Source organism: Methylotenera sp. 1P/1 (assembly GCF_000384355.1).
GTDB lineage: Bacteria > Pseudomonadota > Gammaproteobacteria > Burkholderiales > Methylophilaceae > Methylophilus.
In genome coordinates this window covers 2,486,617-2,506,023 of sequence record NZ_ARWC01000001.1, presented here as the reverse complement: position 1 = coordinate 2,506,023, position 19,407 = coordinate 2,486,617, and the positions used below count along the sequence as shown (strand labels likewise).

Genomic DNA, 19,407 nt, shown 5'->3' with positions numbered 1-19,407 from the left:
TAATTCTTAACTATATTCTTAACTACGGTTTTTAAAATAATCTTTTGCAGCGCTTGCATCCCGCGCAATTTGTGCCTTGAGTGCATCTAAACTTTCAAACTTCATTTCATCGCGGATTTTATGGAAAAACTGTACATGCACATGGCGATCATACAAATTACCATCAAAATCAAAGACATATACTTCCAACATCAACTTTGGCACACCGCCAATGGTAGGCCGCACACCCAAATTAGCAACGCCATTCAAACCGTCTAATTTTACCGCATAAACCCCGGTTAATGCAGGCCGTTCGTGACGCATATGCACATTGGCCGTGGGGTAGCCCAACTGGCGCCCGAGTTTTGCGCCATGCACCACTTTGCCACTAATGCTGTAAGGCCTGCCCAGTAAAGCTTCAGCACGTATTAAATCACCCGCCGCCAAAGCCTCCCGCACTAGGGTGCTGGACACGCGCTGGCCCGCCACTTGCACTGGTGGAAAATCAACCAATTGAAAGCCGTTATCAATAAAACTTTGTGTAGTGCCCTGACGTTTGGCGCCAAAACAAAAATCGCCGCCCACCAAAATCGTATTGGCATTTAAATCGTGCCGCAAAACATCCTGCATAAACGCTTCTGCAGTAATGGCTGCAAACGCTTGATTAAAGCGGCATACGAACACTTTTTCCACACCTACTTCTTCAAAGCATTCCAGCTTTTCACGCATTGAGGATAAACGCGCAGGCGCATTATGTGGCGTAAAAAACTCGCGTGGATGCGGCTCAAAGGTCATCACGGCAGGTGTGATTTGATACTGACGCGCCGTCTCTACCAATTTAGCCAATAACGCCTGATGCCCCAAATGCAAACCATCAAAGTTACCAATGGCCAATGCCAATGGTGCTGGATGCGTGGTAGGTGAATGTCTGAATACTTGCAAAATGAATGGCCTGAGATTAAGTCCGTAGTATTAGGTTAAGTCCGTAGTGTTAAGTCCATGTGTTAAGTCCATAAGCTAATGGAGCGCTCTGCGCGAAAAATCTTTGGGGCGGAAACCCAAGATAAATAACACCGCAAAATAGACACCCATGCCCAACACAACTAATAAGGACAAATGCATTAACCGTTTCATGACACTGAACTCTAGCCAAGTCGCAGCATCACCCATTGCAACATGTAATACTGTGCCCATCACTGCCAAAGCAAAAGCAAGTTTGAATAAAAACACCCACCAGCCAGCTTGGGGCTGATATAACTTTGATTTGCGCAAATGGTAATATAGCAATGCAGCGTTTGCGCAGGCACCCAAGCCAAGCGCAAGGGCCAAACCTGCATGATTCAAATGCAACACATAGACAAATATCACATTCATGACTTGTGTTAATACCAAAGTAAAAATAGCCACTTTGACGGGTGTTTTAATATTTTGCCGTGCATAAAAACCAGGCGCTAAAATCTTGACTAGAATCATCCCCAGTAAACCAACACTATAGGCAATCAATGCTTGCTGTGTCATGGCAACGTCTGTTGGCGTAAATTTACCGTAATAAAATAACGTGCAGACCAGTGGCGTTGCCAGTATTGCAAGTGCAACTGCAGCTGGCGCCGCCAAAATAAAAGTGAGCCGCAGACCCCAATCCAATAGCTGGCCATACTCACTTTCGTTTTTGCTGGCATAGGCTTTAGATAAACTAGGCAATAAAATGGTACCCAACGCAACGCCCAACACCCCTGTCGGGAACTCCATCAGACGATCTGCATAATACAGCCAGCTCACACTGCCCGTGGCCAAGAACGAAGCAAAAATGGTATTTAAAATCAATGAGATTTGCGCCACAGACACGCCTAACAACGCAGGTCCCATCAGTTTCAATATGCGCCAGACACCCTCATCGTCTCGCTTAAAGTCCAAGCGGGGTAATAAGCCAATTTGTTTTAAAAATGGGATTTGAAATATCAGTTGTAAAAAGCCACCCACAAACACGGCCCATGCCAATGCTTTGATGGGTTCTGCAAAGTAATCGGCAAAGAACAATACCGCCGCAATCATAGATACATTGAGCCATACTGGTGTAAATGCGGGGATACCAAATTTATTGTAGGTATTCAGCACGCCACCCGCCATCGAGACCAGCGAGATAAAAAAGATATAAGGGAAGGTAATTCTCAACAGCTCAATCGTCAGTTGCATTTTGACTGGGTTGGCTTGAAAACCAGGCGCAATCAATGTCACGATAAACGGTGCGGCTAACATACCCAGCAACGTCACCACCACCAAAATCAGACCTAGCCAAGTGGCCACCCGATTGATAAGTGCATGCGTTTCATCAAACCCCCGCTGCGTTTTATATTCCCCCAAAATAGGCACAAAAGCCTGACTGAATGCGCCCTCTGCTGAAATACGCCGCAATAGATTGGGAATTTTAAACGCTACAATAAACGCATCGCTCAGCATGCTCGCACCAAAAGCACGCGCAATCAGCGTGTCACGCACAAAGCCTAAAATGCGCGAGACAAACGTCATACTCCCTACTTTGGCGAGGACTTTGAGCAAGTTCATGAAGAGATGGAATGGATAATTATTTTAATGGCGAGATTTTATCATGCTAGGCTTTGTTGCTGCATGCAGAAACATAATTAAACCTTGCAAAACAAACACAAAAACATTATTATGCACGGTTTCGTATTTATACCCTTACAGCATTAGGATAATCAAACATGGCAAATACCGCACAAGCACGCAAACGCGCGCGCCAGTCCGTAAAAGTGAATGCGCACAACGCAGCGTTGCGTTCTACTTTGCGTACTGCAATTAAAAAAGTGATTAAAGCGATTGAAACAGGTGATAAAGCTGCTGCAGTAGCTTCATACCAAGAGAATGTTGGCATCATTGATCGCATTGCCGATAAAAAAATCATTCATAAAAATAAAGCTGCTCGTCATAAGAGCCGTTTAACTGCTGCAATCAAAGCATTAGCCGGTGACGCATCTGTGACTTTGGCTTCTGTTAAAAAAGCGGTAGCGCCTAAAGCTGCCGCAAAACCAGCTAAAGCGGCGGCTAAGCCAAAAGCTGAAGCAAAACCAAAAGCCGCTGCTAAACCAAAAAAAGCAAAAGCTGAGTAATGTAGCACTGGGATTAAACAACCAGACTCAAAAAAGCCGAACAAATGTTCGGCTTTTTTATTATGCTCAATTAAGCGTTCGATATTCGAGCCAATGAGAAGAATCAGCTCACTTAATATTAATCAGCGGCACAGAGCCACCGGTGACTTGTGGCAACTGCCCGTTCCACTTCTCCAACGCTAACCTTTGATTTTCAATTTCACGCAGTTTCAGCAAGCCTGGTGTGATCTCTTGTTTTTGCAATCTTAACGATTCCGCCTCTGCTTTTGCAGATGCAATCTTTTGCTCAGCTTCAACTTTGATGCGCTCTAAATCGCGCTCAGCTTTTAATTTCAGCTGATCCGCCGTGGTCTTGCCTTCAATCGCCTGATTAAAACTTTCTGAGAAGCGGAAATTCACGATACTGAACTCATCAATCGCAATGCCGTGTCGCAATAGTCGATCTTTCATAAATTGACTGATTTGGTCACGCACCTCTGGACGTTTACTGATAAGTTCTTCCGCTGTATATTTTGCGGTGGTGGCTTTAAAGGCTTCTTGCACTGCTGGCACAATAATGCGGTCGCCTACAGAATTTAAATCGCCTACCAATTGGAACGTCTCAGCCACACGAGTAGGAATCAAATGGTAATTCAATGCGATTTTGGTGTGCACTTGTTGTAAATCGCGTGAAGCTGCATCACCATCACCTTCCGCCTTTTGAATCTGTACATTAATCTCGCGCACTTGCTGCACGATAGGAATGCGGAAGTGCAGTCCTTCCTCTAGTACTGTCTGATTCACTTTACCAAAGGTCGTAATCACGCCGCGATGCCCGGCATTAATCACAACAAAAGGATTCAACCAAGACAGCAACACTAACACCACTATCGCCAGCACAACATATTTAATGACATTCGGAAATGCGCTTACTTGAAGATTCGGACTGATGATTGCCATTGTTGCCCCCTGTTAGAATGTGTTAAACCCCGATATGTAATGCGCCACGTGCAATCCTTGCCACGTTCAATACTGCTTCTTTGTCTTTGCCAATCACCGTAAAATGCCCCATTTTTCTAGCCTTACGCGGCTCATGTTTGCCATATAGATGTAATTTTAGGTTGGGGTGTGCAAACGCTTTATGCCAATCTGGATTTTTACCATCCACCCAGCTATCCCCTAGAATATTGACCATGACAGCCTCACTATGCAGATGCGCATCACCCAACGGCAAACCGGCTGTTACACGTACTTGCTGTTCAAACTGATTGGTCACACAAGCATCAATGGTGTAATGCCCAGAATTATGCGGACGCGGCGCAATCTCATTGACCAGCAACTGTGTGCCCACCACAAAAAACTCTACGCCTAGCACGCCCACATAATTTAGCTCTTTGGCCAGTTTTTTGGCTAACTCTTGCGCATTCGCTTTAATCACTTCGGAGCAACGCGCAGGCACAATACTCACATCTAAAATACCATTTAAATGGCTATTTTCAGCGGTTGGGAAAGCAGCGATATTGCCATGCACATCGCGCGCCAGCACTACAGATACTTCCAAATCCAGCGGCAGCATATGTTCCAATACACATACCTCCTGCTTAAATGAGGCAAATGCAGCTAATGCTTCTGCTTGATTTTTGACACGCGCTTGGCCTTTGCCATCGTAGCCAAAGCGCGCGACTTTCAATATCGCAGGGTAGATCGCATCACCATCGGCCGGCAAGTCAGCTACCTGTTGGATGACCACAAACGGCGCTACGGGCAAACCCGCATCACGGATAAAGTTTTTTTCCAGCACGCGGTTTTGTGCGATCGCCACAGATTGTGCGCTTGGGTGCACGGTGGTTGCTTGCGTTAACTGCTCTAGTGTAGTCGCTGGTACATTTTCAAACTCTGTAGTCACCGCCTGGCAAGTGTCAGCCATTTGCTTAAGCGCATGAACATCATCATAATTCGCACACAAATGCACATCGGCAATGTTGCCTGCCGGACTATTTTGATCTGGATCCAGCACGGTCACTTGGTAGCCCATCTCGTGTGCTGCAATCACAAAAAAGCGGCCCAACTGACCGCCACCTAACATACCCAACATAGCCGGTGGGTTAATCACGCCTGTTTTTTTAACTTCTACTGACTTCATGGTTGATCATTTAACTCCATTGCATGTACTTTTTCTGATTGCTTTGCTCTAAATTGCGCCAATTTACTGGCCAATGTCGCGTCATGATTGGCCAACATAGAAATCGCAAATAAGCCTGCGTTGGCTGCACCTGCGTCACCAATCGCAAAAGTTGCAACCGGAATGCCTTTTGGCATTTGTACAATAGAGAGTAAAGAATCCTGCCCTTGTAAATGTTTGGATGGTACGGGTACGCCTAACACGGGTAAAGTCGTTTTGGCTGCAACCATTCCTGGCAAGTGCGCAGCACCACCAGCACCAGCAATAATCACCTGATAGCCCAAACCGGCTGCATTTTCTGCAAAAGTAAACATCAAGTCTGGTGTGCGATGTGCAGATACGACCTTGGCCACATACGGCACCCCAAAATCAGCCAACATTTGCGCAGCATTTTTCATCACTGGCCAATCGCTGTCTGAGCCCATAATGATGGCTACTAATGCTTGTTTATTATCCATATTGTTCCTTAATCAGGAGGCTTTCATGCTTTATCGAAATCAATCAAAAGTTTATTCTTGCTAAAGTACGACTAAGTTATCACGATGAATGAGTTCAGATTCTTCTACATAGCCCAAAATCTGTTCAATCTCATGGCTTGGTTTGCGCTTGATGCGCGCTACTTCTTGTGAATTATAATTCACGATCCCGCGGGCCAGCTCTACACCATCACCGTTCACACAAGCCACCACATCACCGCGCTCAAACGTACCCTGTACATCTACAACGCCAATGGCTAGCAAGCTCTTACCTTCTTTAGTCAGCACAGTTGCAGCACCAGCATCTAATATCAACTTACCGCCTAAACGCAGATGATCAGCCAACCATTGTTTTTTAGCTACAATCTTCATCTGCCCAGCTTCCAGATGTGTACCAATAGCCTCCCCAGCACTCAAACGCACCAGCACATTAGGCTCTCTACCAGAGGCAATGACGGTATGTGCACCGCTATTTGCTGCACGTTTAGCGGCCAGTATCTTGGTGAGCATGCCACCGGTACCGACACTACTGCCTGCACCGCCCGCCATTTGCTCTAACAGTGGATTGCCCGCCATTTCAAAATTGACAAACATTGCATTACTGTCTTTACGTGGATCAGCAGAATACAGCCCTTGTTGATCGGTCAATATTACCAGCGCATCAGCCTCGATTAAGTTGGCAACCAACGCCCCTAAGGTATCGTTATCACCGAAACGAATTTCCTCAGTCACGACCGTGTCATTTTCATTAATAATCGGAATCACTTTTAGCGCTAGCAGCGTTTTAAGCGTACTACGCGCATTTAAATAACGTTTGCGATCACTTAAATCCTCGTGCGTGAGCAAGATTTGCGCAGTATGCAGACCATGTTGTGCAAAGCAGCTCTCGTACATTTGCACCAAGCCCATTTGGCCGACTGCCGCCGCAGCTTGCAGCTCATTCACTTCTACTGGGCGCTTTTTCCAACCAAGCCTTTGCATCCCTTCTGCAACCGCGCCGCTAGACACCAACACCACATGCTTACCCTGCTTGACCAATAGGCTAATTTGCTCAGCCCAAGCAGCAATTGCATTGCGATCCAAACCCTCACCATTATTGGTGACAAGGCTAGACCCCACTTTTACAATCAGTGTTTTGCTATTCTGAAGTAACGATACTTTGGATACTTGCATTGCTTTTGATTTCTTCGTCTTGTTCTAGTTGTTGTACGCGTACTTGCTCCAAGTGTTCCATGATGGCATAAGTGAGCTCTTTACAACCGACACCACTAATGGCGGAAATCGAAAACACGCGACCTTCCCAGCCATAGGCTTTTACAAAATCGGCAACCACCTGTTTTGCGTCTGGCACCATGTCTATTTTGTTTAACACCAACCAGCGAGGCTTGTTATACAAGTCTTCGTCGTATTTTTTCAGCTCATTGACAATGGCTTTAGCCTCATCAACTGGACTGACCGCATCATCAAATGGTGCAATATCTACCAAATGCAACAATAATGACGTACGCGCTAAGTGGCGCAGAAACTGGTGCCCCAAGCCTGCGCCCTCAGCAGCGCCTTCAATCAATCCAGGCACATCCGCAATCACAAAACTACGGTTTGCATCCACGCGTACCACACCCAAGTTAGGGTGCAAGGTCGTAAATGGGTAATCAGCCACTTTAGGCTTTGCAGCAGAGACTGAACGAATAAACGTCGATTTACCTGCATTCGGCATACCTAACAAGCCCACATCCGCCAATACTTTAAGCTCTAAATACAGTTCAAATGATTCGCCCGGTTCGCCTTTGGTACATTGACGTGGCGAACGGTTAATACTGGATTTGAAGTGGACGTTACCCAAGCCGTTGGCACCACCTTTGGCCAGCAGCACTTCTTGTCCATGCACATTTAAATCTACAAACATATTGCCAGTGGCTTTGTCAGATATGACCGTACCGACTGGCACACGTAAAATCGTATCCTCACCCTTGGCGCCATAGCACTCTGCACCACGACCATTCTCACCGCGCTGTGCACGGAAAGTACGTGTGTAACGATAATCTACAAGTGTATTGATGTTGCGGTCAGCAACCACATAAATAGAGCCGCCTTTACCACCATCGCCTCCGTTGGGGCCACCCATCGGCTCGTATTTCTCACGGCGAAACGTTGCAACACCGTTACCGCCGTCCCCAGCGTAGACTTTAATGGTTGCTTCGTCGATAAATTTCATAATTAGAGTGTACCAAATAAAAAAGCCTCATCAAACGATGAGGCTTTGCAAAATCAAACAAACTTAAACTGCAACGATACTAACAGTATGGCGTTTTAACGCGCCTTTTACTGCAAAAGTGACTTTACCGTCGATTTTTGCGAAAAGTGTATGGTCTTTACCCATGCCTACGTTTTCACCGGCATGCATTCTTGTACCGCGCTGACGCACGATAATGCTACCTGCAGAAACTACTGTTTCACCAAATGCTTTAACGCCTAAACGTTTAGCTTGTGAGTCGCGACCGTTACGTGAACTACCGCCTGCTTTTTTGTGTGCCATGTCGAGTCCTTATTTCTAAACTGCTTATTTAGCAGCAATCGTATCAATTTGAATTTCTGTAAAACTTTGGCGATGGCCTTGTGTTTTACGATAATGTTTACGACGGCGGAATTTGAAAATCATCACTTTATCAGCACGGCCGTGTGAAACTACTGTTGCGTTTACTTTCGCGCCAGCAACTAACGGAGCACCAATGGTGGTTTTTTCGCCATCGGCAATCAACAACACTTTGTCGATGACTACTTTGCTACCCACGTCACCCACTAATTTTTCAACTTTTAGCTTGTCACCAGCAGCCACTTTGTATTGCTTGCCGCCTGTTTTAATTACTGCGTACATAATAAAGCCTTAAACATCATCTTTTAGAGAACTGGGCATTATACGCAATTCACTACAGAATGCAAATCTCAATTGCATTTTTAGCACATTATTTTACGGCTTGTTTGCTGACATCTACAGTTTGACACTCTAGCATTTAAAGGTAGAATTATTGGCATGTCTATCAGCACTCAAGTTGTCAGCAAACAATATCGTCAGGCCCTATGGCTACTGGCCGTTTCCACTCGCGACAACTGCTGTTTTTCTTAGTATTTTAAACAAGCAACCGCGAGCCTCTCCGCGGTTGGTGAACACAAGACCTCTGCAGAGATGGCCCGCAAAAGAAAGGGCTACATGCACAACAACACCATCACGTCAAAAAATAATCAGGCACTCATAGGCGCTTCCTTCGTACTCATCTCGGCAATTGCATTTTCTGCCAAAGCAATTTTTATCAAACTGGCTTACCAATATCCCGTAGACGCCGTCACCTTGCTCGCATTAAGAATGTTACTTGCGACACCATTTTTTATAGTGATGGCAGTGATTGCAACTAAAAACAATACCTCCTCCTCACGCTTGAGCATGAATGACTGGGGTTCCCTGTTTGTATTGGGCTTAGGCGGAATGTACTTATCATCCCTGTTCGATTTCATTGGCTTAAGCTACGTATCCGCTGGCACAGAGCGCACCATCCTTTTCCTTTATCCCACATTTGTCGTCATCATTACTGCGCTACTGGCGAAGAAACCCATAGGTAAACGCGAAATATTGGCGCTAGCGCTAAGCTACGCTGGAATCATCTTGATTGCTATGCATGACATTTCATTTAGCAGTACCAGCGCCACCCTGCTAGGGGCTGGGTTTATATTACTCAGTGCATTGACATACGCCTGCTACTTGGTAGGAAGTAGCAACATGCTTCATAAGATTGGCACGCAGCGATTTACCGCATATACGATGATTATTGCTTGCACTGCCTGTGTCACCCACTTTGCCCTCACACATTCGGTGGCCTCGTTAAAACTGCCTATGGGTGTATATCAATTGGGGCTGGGAATGGCAATTGTGTCCACAATACTTCCAGTAATCTTGCTCAATGCTGGCATACGGAGAGTAGGCAGCAGCAAAGCATCGCTCATTGGTAGTATAGGACCGGTTTCCACCATATTACTGGCTGCTATATTTCTTGGTGAGCCCGTGACTTTCAATCAGATAATTGGCACTGCTTTAGTATTGGCTGGAGTTCTGTCTATCACGCTACCAACCGAACAGCAGGAGAGTTAACGCCAGACTAGGTAGAAATGAAAAACGGGTTCCATTACTGGAACCCGTTTAAATTTTGGTAGGGTGTGAAGAAGGTAACTCATAACAAATATACTAACCATCCACCACTTCCACCATTAAACCATCCCTCAACTTAATTATAATGCATCCGGTTTAAACTGATAACTCAACGTAAAAAAGGCTGATCTCGGTGCACCTGTCCCCAAAAAACTGGTGCCTTGCCACTCGCTGCTGTTATAGTTAAAACCACTTGGTCCGATAGCGCCATTCACACCAGGGGAAAATGCGTTCAATCCCAATCGACCGGCAGATGCATATTCCTTATCAAACAAATTATTGATTTGCATACCCAAGGTCCATTCTGGGGATAGCTGGTAGCTGGATTGTAAATTAAACACGGTGTAACCCGCAGTCTTGCCATCTCGCCAATTTGCACGTGGGATATCACAAACAGTTGAGATAAAGTTGCCGGGGCCTGGATTATTAGGATCAGGGATGATGCAATCTGTCCGGATGGTGCTAGCAGGACCCGCACGGTGCTTGTTGTTCTCATTACCCCGTATAAAGGCTTCGGAGTGCACCACAGCGTTTAGCCCTATATGCCATTTATTTGTCAGCTCGTAGCCAAAGTTAAAGTTAAGGTTATGTAATGGCACCCCTGGCATACGGCTACCTTTATTCACTCTGATTTTACCAAAGTTATTAACTTTCACCTCTTTGCCATCTATTACGTAAGTACCAGACTGTGTATTGTCGCTATAGGCTGTACTGTTGTAGGGGCTAAGCATGTCAAAACTTGATTGAAATGTAGCATCGGTCAAGGCGTAGTTCACCCCAAAGCTGGCGTTACCCCATTTCCCTTTCACGCCCATTTCCAAGCCTTGGCGCTTAGTGTCTCCAATGTTTTGAAAAAAACTACGACTAGCAGCAATACTGACAAAGTAGATATCATCGGTTAAATCGGTACGGTAAATACTGGTGTTCCACTCGATATTGGGGCCCCAAGTGCCACGTGCACCAAACTCCATACTCGTAGACCTTACTTGTTTTAAATGCGGGTCTCCAGACATAGTGGTAGGCAAATTACAAGTGCGCCTGTCGGCTATAGAACGCTCTTGATAAATCACTGGACTTGTTCCTGGTAGGGGTACCAACGTAGCATCGTATGCACAGCCCAACTCAATATTGGTGGGTGTTCTGGCCCCACGGCTCCAATTGCCATATAGATTCAGATCCTCACGCGCTTGCCAAGTCGCCCCAAACGACGGATTGAACGAGCGGTACTTAAACTTTTCAGTAGGCGTTGTTTCTAATTGCGCTAAATTAGAAAATGGAGCATTGGGATCAAAGGGATAAATTCCACTGTCTATACCTGTTGGGCAGAATGTCCCATCGACCAAACCATCGCCGTCATTGTCCACTCCTCGACATAAGGCTAAAGGGTTAATTTCGTTACGTAGACTACCTAAAGATGCCTCAAGAAACTTAGAGATACTATTCACATCCAGGCTGTTTTTTACGTTAGTCCAGTTAAAGCGTGCCGCGGCCGTAACACTTAAGGTTTCAATCGGCTTCCAAGTTTCGCTGGCGTAGATGCTCTTGGTGATAGAGTCACCACTAAAATCATTTAAACGTAAAGCATGTGCTGCATCTCTGGCATAAAATTCATAGCCCAATTCATTAGGAGCCTCGTAGCCATTGCGTTTTGCATCTAACATCCCCAAGTATTGGCCACTGGTATAGCCGGCATCGGCCATATCAACAGAAGTGCCTAACATAAACTTGTGCTTATCCAAATTCCAGTTGAACTGCACCGCCGCACCTTTGCCCAGTTGATCTACTTCGGTTTCACTGATAATGGCGGTGGGTGTACCGTCTATGACACCCGTACCGGTACCTAGACCGGTCTGGGAATCCATGCCTCCATAGGCACCATCCCTGTTTATCTGATATCCGTTTGCATCATATGCACAAACACCCAACAGCGTTCCATCACAGCCTCCAACATACACATCAGGGTCACGTAAAGCCAAATTAACCGGGTCAAGGATAATCAACCGATTAAAAAAGCCGTTGTCATCCACATAGCTGTTATCGATATCAAATCCCTGAAACTCTGCATACGCAGCTAAGTAATATTTAGCAATGACAGGTCCGCCAAACTCATTGGTCCCAGCAAAAGTACCACCGCCTTGACCTGCACTTGCCACACCTGCATTTGCAGCCTGATTTTGAAAATAATTGAGCGCAAACTGGTAAAACGCGGTAGGCAATGGGTTATTAAATTGCCCCAATCCCAATATAGTTGCTGGCGTCGTAAAGTTATAGATCACGTTGTTATCGATCATCCTTGGGTCAGCGGTCCACCTTGGCACGTCAGGACCAGCTAACCCATCATTACGCGGAATAGTGGCCTGCCCCACCCCTGCAACAGGTGTGTCAAAGTTAGTACCAATTGCAAGGTTGTTGACATCAAATGCAGCATTGGGGATAAAGTTGCCAGACCCATCATCTACTTGCGCTGGATTGCCATTAATATCTAATGCAAAGCCATTGGCATCCGCAGCAACATTCAGCGCATAGGTGTTGTAGTCGGGTAGCCCATCGTTATTGATATCTGAATACCCATATAGCACTTGCCGACCTTGAGCATTCGGCGTGTAGTAGCCAGAAAAATTTTCGTTCACATCCGTCGTTTTTGTTTTGCGCTTACTCTTGCGGTTATAAATCTGGCCAGTGATATTGAATGTGTCGGTTACATCCCAAACACCACTCAACTGAAACTGCAGAAGATCATTCTTGCTCTTGTCTGGCGAGGTATATACTTGCTTAGAGCTTTGATCCACCATTTGCTCTGGCAGCAAGCCATTACCTGTTAGCTTATTGCCTGCATACAACATGGAAAGCCCCATGCGTGCCCGTTCATTTTGCCATTCTGCCTTTCCGAATAGTTGATTGACCTTACTAGGTGAGTTGTCTCGCCAACCATCTTCCATAAAGAAATTGCCTGAGACAAAGCCTGCAATCACACCGTTATTACCACCTGCAGATAGTTGCAATTGCTTACGACCAAATGATCCGGTCAGTACTTCAGCATCTAATGATTGACCATCAAAACCACTCTTAGTACGCATAGCCAAGGCTCCACCTAACGTGCCTAAGCCAAAGATTGGATTAGAGCCAGGAAAGATATCCAGACCACTTAACGCATTGAGCGGCAACATGTCCCAGTTCACCACATCACCAAATGGTTCATTCACACGAATCCCATCTAAAAACACCGAGATACCTTGTGCTGTACCTAGCTGAGGTGATGCGGTGAAACCACGATATTGCAGATCCATCTGAAAAGGATTACTTTGATAATCATTCACCGTCACCGATTGCAGCTTGCTGTTCATCAAATCGGTTAAGCTAAGCGCATGCGACTCTTTAATTTCTTTGGCAGTAATACTTTGCACATTGCCTGGAATTTCCTCTTTGGTGAGACCTAAGCCTGGCATTGGCCCAATGTCATAAGAGCGTTTAGCACGGACACTGATTTGATCAAGCTGAAGTGTTTTATCTGCAGTATCTGCTACTTGCTGAATATAAATAGTGGTTTCGTTGAGTTTTGCCTCTAGCCCAGAGTTACCCAGTAGCTTTTGCAGCGCCTCTTTTCTAGTCATGACTCCCTTGATGGCTGGTGCATTTTTACCAGAGGTCAAAGCGTCATTAAACGTGATATTCACCCCCATGGTGGCACTCAATACTTTGAGCGCTGAGGCTAAGGGCTGACTAGGTTGATTAACCGTAACCGGTAAATTTAATATCGCTTGAGACTCGCTGGGGAGTTTTGTATTTAGCGTTGCGGCATTTGCGATAGAGAGCGTAAAACCAGCAGTGCTAATACTGGCGATAGCTACGATTGCACGCACAGTTGGGCGAGTAGATTTCAAGGAATTGCCTTTCAGAAAAATCGGTTCTTATTGGCTTGATGTTTGAAAATGCAAAACCCTGATATTGGTATCAAAAAATTTTAAATATTATTCCTTTGCTTGAATAACGCGTTGCGTTGCAGCATTCACCACTTTAACGTTGGCAATTTTTGGGAGCGTATCTATAAACACTTCCATATCTTTAACTTCTATAATTGCACTGATCTTTTCATGGGGCGTGCCTTGCGCAATGACCTTCGTTGCGCGATATCGAGAGAGCACTTCTGCAATCTCATATATATCTGATTGATTAAACACAATTAAGCCATCTACAAATTTAAAATAATCATTTGCTTGTGTATTCTTACGCTGAATAGGTTGATGTTTTGGTACCTCGGCAACCTGCCCATTGCCAAGCAAAACCGTGCTTAGCGAATCTTTAGATTCCACGCGCACTTGACCATGATCCACGCTGACGCGCACAAAGTTATCTAGTTTGTTTACAGCAAAACGAGTGCCCAGCACTGTTATTTTGGCCGTATCCGTTTCAACAATAAATGGTCGCTGAGTATCTTTTGTTACCTCAAAGATGGCTTCTCCTTGATTTAACTGCACATGGCGTTGATGGCGATAATAGGCTACATCCATACTGCTGGTCGCATTAAGGGTTACCTGTGTTCCATCCTCAAAAGTTTTGGTGGTAAGTTGCGATGCAGTGGTTTGTGCTGCAAGCTGCAGAGTGGGAGAAGTTTGCCATTCTTTATATTGCTGCTGACCGACCAGCCCCCCCACAAGCATCACTAAACAAGTACTGAGTACGGCTGCCGCATTTTTGACTTTTTTTACGCGTTTATCTTTACCAATAAAATGGGCCACCTCTTTAGCATGCACCATTGCCTTTAGTTCTGCAATTGAGTCTATATCATCCCAACTTTGGCTGAAGCTTGCGTACTCTTGTTGATGCAACGGACTTTGTAGCAGCCAAGCTTCAAACTGCGTGCGCTCGGGGGCATCTGGCTCTGCCTCTTGCATACGAATAAACCAACGCGCAGCTGTTGTTCTTAATTTAGTTTGCTTACTCATCAGCTAAGCAATTGCTCTCTAGCAGAGCGAATATCCAATAAAGCACGAATAAGATGACGCTCTACCATATTCAAACTGATACCAAGATTGACTGCAATCTGCTTTTGACTGAGACCTTCGATTTTAAAAAGAATAAATGCTTCACGACAGCGCGGTGGAAGATCTTGAATAATTTGGTTTAACAACATGAGTCGCTGTTTTATATCCGCCAAGTGCTCTGGAGATGGAACACTCGCCTCTTCAAACTCGATAGAATCTAAATAATTTTGTGAGCGTGTGTCTTTACGGTACTTTTCAACCACCAAATGCTGAACGATTGTGCGTAAGTATGCGTGCGGCTCTTGCAATCGGCTAGGGTTGCTGGATAAAGCAAAACACAAAAAACCGTCATGTAGTATATCTTTTGCATGATGCTTGCATTGCGTTTTTCTGGCGATACTGGGCAATAGCGTTTTATATGCCCATAGCAAATCCACACCGCACCAATATAACTTGTTATCCATACTTGAATAACTGCAATTAAAGTGCCAACCCTAGATGCGTATAATCACTTGATTTTTATACATCCACTATTTTCAATTGGCTGACTTTAGCCAAGGCTGGTTTATTTCAGCCATTTATTGGCTATTGACTGACTTTTTGGCCATTTATATATACAGCTAGATTCAAAAGCTTGCGAACTACAATCAAGTAGCATTCATCAGAAATGAAAAACGGGTTCCATTACTGGAACCCGTTTAAATTTTGGTAGGGTGTGCGGGGATCGAACCCACGACAAACGGATTAAAAGTCCGCTGCTCTACCAGCTGAGCTAACACCCCATTTTGGTACTTTGCTTTTGAGTTGTTGCCCAAAAATGCAAGACCGCGATTATGCGTTAAAGAGGCTATCTGGTCAATGGCTGTTTTCGCTTTTTGTCACATTTTCTGTGTAAATCGTATATTTTTTAATATTTGCAGAAATTCGCACGCGCTAGAAATGGCATTAGCGCATCCCCGGGAACTTGCCGCCCATCAATCCGCCCATGCCACGCATCATTTTTGCCATGCCACCTTTGCTGAACATCTTCATCATTTTTTGCGTTTCTTCAAACTGGTTCAACAAACGGTTCACTTCTTGCACTTGCACACCGCTACCGGCTGCAATGCGCTTTTTGCGCGTGGCCTTAATCAGCTCCGGCTTGCGACGCTCCAACGGCGTCATGCTATTAATAATACCTTCTATACGACGCAAAGACTTATCCGCATCTTCGTTATTCACTTTTTGTGCCATGCCTGCTAATTGCGCTGGCATCTTATCCATCAACGCACCCATGCCGCCCATCTTACGCATTTGCATCATCTGACTTTTAAAGTCTTCTAAATCAAACTTACTGCCGGACTTAATCTTATCGGCGACTTTTTGCGCCTCGGCCATGTCCACATTTTTGTGTGCTTGCTCAATTAGCCCAAGCACATCACCCATACCCAAGATACGCCCCGCCATACGTTCGGGATGGAATGGCTCTAGCCCATCGACCTTTTCACTGACGCCAATAAACTTAATCGGCTTGCCCGTCACATGACGTACGGACAATGCAGCACCACCGCGTGCATCACCATCCAACTTGGTCAGCACCACTCCGGTCAACGGTAAGGTTTCGCCAAAGGCTTTGGCAGTGTTGATGGCGTCTTGTCCCTGCATCGCATCGACCACAAACAAAGTCTCTGTTGGGTTCAGTTGTGAATGTAAGGCTTTGATTTCCGCCATCATGACTTCATCAATACCCAATCGGCCCGCCGTATCAAAGATCACCACTTCGTAGTAGTTCTTTTTGGCGTACTCTAGTGTCTGCGCTGCAATCTCACTCGGTTTCTGCTGCGCATTGCTGTCAAAGCAATCTACTTCCAATTGTTTGGCAAGCGTTTGCAGTTGGGTGATGGCTGCGGGACGATACACGTCGGCACTGGCCAGCAACACTTTCTTTTTCTGCTCTTTCAGCAATTTAGCCAGTTTGGCAGATGTAGTGGTTTTACCGGAGCCCTGTAAGCCCGCCATTAAAATAACCACCGGCGGCACCGCAGATAAATTGAGCGGCGTATTGGCTTTACCCATCAACTCGGTCAGCTCTTCGTTCACCACCTCAATCACCGCTTGACCAGGTGTCAAGCTTTGCAATACCTCACGCCCTTGCGCACGCGCTTTCACTTTGGCAACAAAATCTTTCACCACGGGCAACGCGACGTCTGCCTCTAACAAGGCCATGCGTACTTCGCGCATCGCATCCGCGATATTTTCTTCGGTTAAGCGCGCTTGACCACGCAGGTTTTTAATCACACCCTGCAGACGACCCGTTAAGTTTTCTAACATATCTATAGTTACCTTATTGAAGAGCAGTAATTTTACATCATGCTATGCGTTTATCGCGACTTTTGCCATAATTGCACCATGCATCAATACATTCCTTATCTTGTCGTCGCATTCATTTATATTGCCGTAGCGGCTGATTTTTGGCGTTCTGCTAAATCCAGTTTAGATACAGACGCCAGCGCCAGTTCACACAGCCTACATAGCGCCATGATTGCGCTGGGGTTGATGCTGCATGGTTACTTGTTGTACCGCGATATATTTGCAGTAGGTGGGTTCAACCTAGGGTTTTATTACGCACTCTCTGCCATTCTTTGGCTCACGGTGCTGATTTACTGGATAGCAGATTTGAAACATGCGCTGCATAGCCTACAGGCTTTTGTGTTACCGCCAGCAGCAATATTTGTATTGTTACCCGCATTTGCTATCGAAAACTATTACCTACCGACTGCAGAAGCGAATTTATTTATGGCGCACATTGCGATTGCCATCCTCGCCTATAGCTTATTTACGTTTGCGGCGCTGCATGCATTACTCATGACCATTGCAGAACGCACCTTGCACAAACAACCCACACTGATCAAACTCCCCAGCTTTCCACCGCTCATTGTGATGGATAGTCTGCTGTTTAAAGTCATTAAGTTGGGCTTTGTATTGCTTACTATTACGCTCATCAGTGGCATGCTGTTTTCAGAGCAAGTGTTTGGTAAACCGCTGCAATGGAATCACAAAACCATCTTCTCGATTGCCTCTTGGTTAATTTACGCTTGGCTACTCTATGGGCGTTACCGTTATGGATGGCGCGGAAAGACCGCTATACGCTGGACGCTATTTGGCTTTGTACTCTTGCTATTGGCTTACGTCGGCAGCCGTTTCGTACTCCACATATTGCTCGGAAGATAAGCTAAACCGGCGGCCAATTGGTTGGATCGTATGGCCTGACATCATAATCTTTATTATGCTCATCGTCTCGTCGGTGCACCACATTGCCAGCCCCCTTGCGCTGCTTGATTGAAGCATGTGCTTCGATTTGGCTCGCCAGTCTAAATTGACGGATGTATTTCGCCAGATTATGGAGCTCTTGGTGTGCAGGCGCTTTAAAATTAGGCTGTAGTTTTGTATTGTAGTTTGGGGCAAATAGCGCGGGAGAGCCAATCAGCAAAGGCGCTTGGGTCAACTGTGTGGCCATCCATTCCAATGCAATGTCTGACAAACCTTTTTCTGTATACCCACCACCCACATCGGCATGCCCGCCGATAAATACACGTTGCAACACATTACCACCCGCATTCCAAAGCGTAGGTTTGAATAGCTCGCGCTTTTCGTCTAACGCAATCGCATGCAAACCTAATCGCACTTTTTTACTGAGTACTTCATCTGCAAACCTAAAGGCATCGACCAATTCTTTATTCTGTATATTGAATTTGGGTATTCCCATCGCGCCAACCGTATCCCAGACAGCCACACTGGCAATGTGATCCACCGCAATAAAATCATCGGATGAAAGATGCGGGTTAAATACACTCTTTACCAAAGACCATAAGCCTTTGTTCAATACGGCTGTCATCAAATCAGCCAATAAATCCTCATCTTTGACTTTGACCGTATTGCGATAATAAAACCAAGCATCTGTGGCGGCTTGATACGATTCTTGGCTACCGCTTTTGAATGATGTTTTGAGTAAGCCTTGTGTGGCGATCATGCCTGCAAGTGCCCGTGCAGTATAGGCGCCACGGCTAAAGCCAATGATAAAAATATGATCGCCCGGTTGATAGTTTCTGGAGATATATGTGTAGCCGCGCACAATGCGCTGCACGACACCGGCGCCGAATGCGCCGCTGAATAGCTTTTTGATAATATTGGCTGAATTACCAACGCCGTTGATGTATTTGGCAACCTGCAACGTGCTACCGTCTGCAGCCTTCAGCACTTTCTCGCCTTCGACAATCTCTGGCGGATCACCCCGTAAAAACTCACTCCCCCCGACAATGTCACCCGCCAATAACTGATAGAGCTTTAATACATTGGTGGCATCATCATTCTTTGCATCTTGGCCTGCGTTATTCCAAGTGCCATCTGCGCAGAAAACAATATTCTTAGCCATACACCCTCCGCAATTGTGAATCGTGAAGTACTGATAATGCGAAGCCTAGGGCTAATTATCGTAAAACACAAGCAC

The 19,407-nt window shown here is 45.6% G+C and carries 17 protein-coding genes and 1 tRNA gene; 3 read left to right on the top strand and 15 right to left on the bottom strand.

The features are described 5' to 3' along the window. Positions 1–18: 18 nt before the first annotated feature. Both A3Q3_RS0112185 and murJ read right to left on the bottom strand, forming a co-directional pair. Positions 19–921, bottom strand: coding sequence for a bifunctional riboflavin kinase/FAD synthetase (locus tag A3Q3_RS0112185; protein ID WP_020183870.1), 903 nt, complete (start codon positions 919–921; stop codon positions 19–21). A gap of 75 nt (positions 922–996) precedes the next feature. Next, positions 997–2,541, bottom strand: a complete 1,545-nt coding sequence (gene murJ, locus A3Q3_RS0112180) for a murein biosynthesis integral membrane protein MurJ (protein WP_020183869.1) — start codon at positions 2,539–2,541, stop codon at positions 997–999. 158 nt (positions 2,542–2,699) lie between these two features. Between murJ and rpsT the strand changes: the two genes are divergently transcribed. Beyond that, complete coding sequence (gene rpsT, locus A3Q3_RS14355; RefSeq protein ID WP_020183868.1) at positions 2,700–3,104, top strand: 30S ribosomal protein S20; 405 nt, start codon at positions 2,700–2,702, stop codon at positions 3,102–3,104. A gap of 108 nt (positions 3,105–3,212) precedes the next feature. Here rpsT and A3Q3_RS0112170 read toward each other — a convergent pair whose 3' ends face one another. From A3Q3_RS0112170 to rplU, 7 genes are all read right to left on the bottom strand, one after another. Beyond that, entirely contained in the window at positions 3,213–4,043 is an 831-nt protein-coding gene (locus A3Q3_RS0112170; protein ID WP_020183867.1) for a prohibitin family protein, read from the bottom strand. Positions 4,044–4,065: 22 nt separating this feature from the next. Next, positions 4,066–5,226 carry a 5-(carboxyamino)imidazole ribonucleotide synthase gene (locus A3Q3_RS0112165; RefSeq protein WP_020183866.1) on the bottom strand — a complete coding sequence of 387 codons (1,161 nt, stop codon included), beginning with the start codon at positions 5,224–5,226 and terminating at the stop codon, positions 4,066–4,068. Further along, positions 5,223–5,723, bottom strand: a complete 501-nt coding sequence (gene purE, locus A3Q3_RS0112160; protein ID WP_020183865.1) for a 5-(carboxyamino)imidazole ribonucleotide mutase — start codon at positions 5,721–5,723, stop codon at positions 5,223–5,225. Before purE ends, A3Q3_RS0112165 begins: the two co-directional genes overlap by 4 nt. A 60-nt stretch (positions 5,724–5,783) precedes the next feature. Beyond that, the gene (gene proB, locus A3Q3_RS0112155) at positions 5,784–6,914 is read right to left on the bottom strand and encodes a glutamate 5-kinase (protein WP_020183864.1); all 1,131 of its coding nucleotides are present in this window, start codon (positions 6,912–6,914) and stop codon (positions 5,784–5,786) included. Beyond that, positions 6,880–7,956 (bottom strand): Obg family GTPase CgtA, encoded by a 1,077-nt coding sequence (gene cgtA, locus A3Q3_RS0112150; protein WP_020183863.1) that lies wholly within the window; start codon positions 7,954–7,956, stop codon positions 6,880–6,882. Before cgtA ends, proB begins: the two co-directional genes overlap by 35 nt. A 63-nt stretch (positions 7,957–8,019) precedes the next feature. Continuing rightward, the gene (gene rpmA / locus A3Q3_RS0112145; protein ID WP_020183862.1) at positions 8,020–8,277 is read right to left on the bottom strand and encodes a 50S ribosomal protein L27; all 258 of its coding nucleotides are present in this window, start codon (positions 8,275–8,277) and stop codon (positions 8,020–8,022) included. 24 nt (positions 8,278–8,301) lie between these two features. Beyond that, positions 8,302–8,616, bottom strand: a complete 315-nt coding sequence (gene rplU / locus A3Q3_RS0112140) for a 50S ribosomal protein L21 (protein WP_020183861.1) — start codon at positions 8,614–8,616, stop codon at positions 8,302–8,304. Positions 8,617–8,949: 333 nt separating this feature from the next. On the opposite strand from rplU, the gene A3Q3_RS0112135 reads away from it, so the two are divergent. Continuing rightward, positions 8,950–9,882, top strand: a complete 933-nt coding sequence (locus A3Q3_RS0112135; protein WP_020183860.1) for a DMT family transporter — start codon at positions 8,950–8,952, stop codon at positions 9,880–9,882. A gap of 137 nt (positions 9,883–10,019) precedes the next feature. Here A3Q3_RS0112135 and A3Q3_RS0112130 read toward each other — a convergent pair whose 3' ends face one another. From A3Q3_RS0112130 to ffh, 5 genes are all read right to left on the bottom strand, one after another. Continuing rightward, entirely contained in the window at positions 10,020–13,820 is a 3,801-nt protein-coding gene (locus A3Q3_RS0112130) for a TonB-dependent receptor domain-containing protein (RefSeq protein WP_020183859.1), read from the bottom strand. Between the two features lie 87 nt (positions 13,821–13,907). Further along, the gene (locus tag A3Q3_RS0112125) at positions 13,908–14,882 is read right to left on the bottom strand and encodes a FecR domain-containing protein (RefSeq protein ID WP_020183858.1); all 975 of its coding nucleotides are present in this window, start codon (positions 14,880–14,882) and stop codon (positions 13,908–13,910) included. Then, the gene (locus A3Q3_RS0112120; protein ID WP_020183857.1) at positions 14,882–15,385 is read right to left on the bottom strand and encodes an RNA polymerase sigma factor; all 504 of its coding nucleotides are present in this window, start codon (positions 15,383–15,385) and stop codon (positions 14,882–14,884) included. Before A3Q3_RS0112120 ends, A3Q3_RS0112125 begins: the two co-directional genes overlap by 1 nt. 242 nt (positions 15,386–15,627) lie before the next feature. Then, positions 15,628–15,703, bottom strand: a tRNA-Lys gene (locus A3Q3_RS0112115). Between the two features lie 163 nt (positions 15,704–15,866). Then, positions 15,867–17,231: a signal recognition particle protein gene (gene ffh, locus A3Q3_RS0112110; protein WP_020183856.1), complete on the bottom strand. Its 1,365-nt coding sequence runs from the start codon at positions 17,229–17,231 to the stop codon at positions 15,867–15,869. Between the two features lie 78 nt (positions 17,232–17,309). Here ffh and A3Q3_RS0112105 point away from each other — a divergent pair, with 78 nt between their 5' ends. Continuing rightward, complete coding sequence (locus A3Q3_RS0112105; protein ID WP_020183855.1) at positions 17,310–18,131, top strand: inner membrane protein YpjD; 822 nt, start codon at positions 17,310–17,312, stop codon at positions 18,129–18,131. A gap of 1 nt (position 18,132) precedes the next feature. On the opposite strand, the gene A3Q3_RS13950 is transcribed toward A3Q3_RS0112105, so the two are convergent. After that, complete coding sequence (locus tag A3Q3_RS13950) at positions 18,133–19,332, bottom strand: DUF2235 domain-containing protein (RefSeq protein ID WP_020183854.1); 1,200 nt, start codon at positions 19,330–19,332, stop codon at positions 18,133–18,135. Positions 19,333–19,407: the final 75 nt, after the last annotated feature.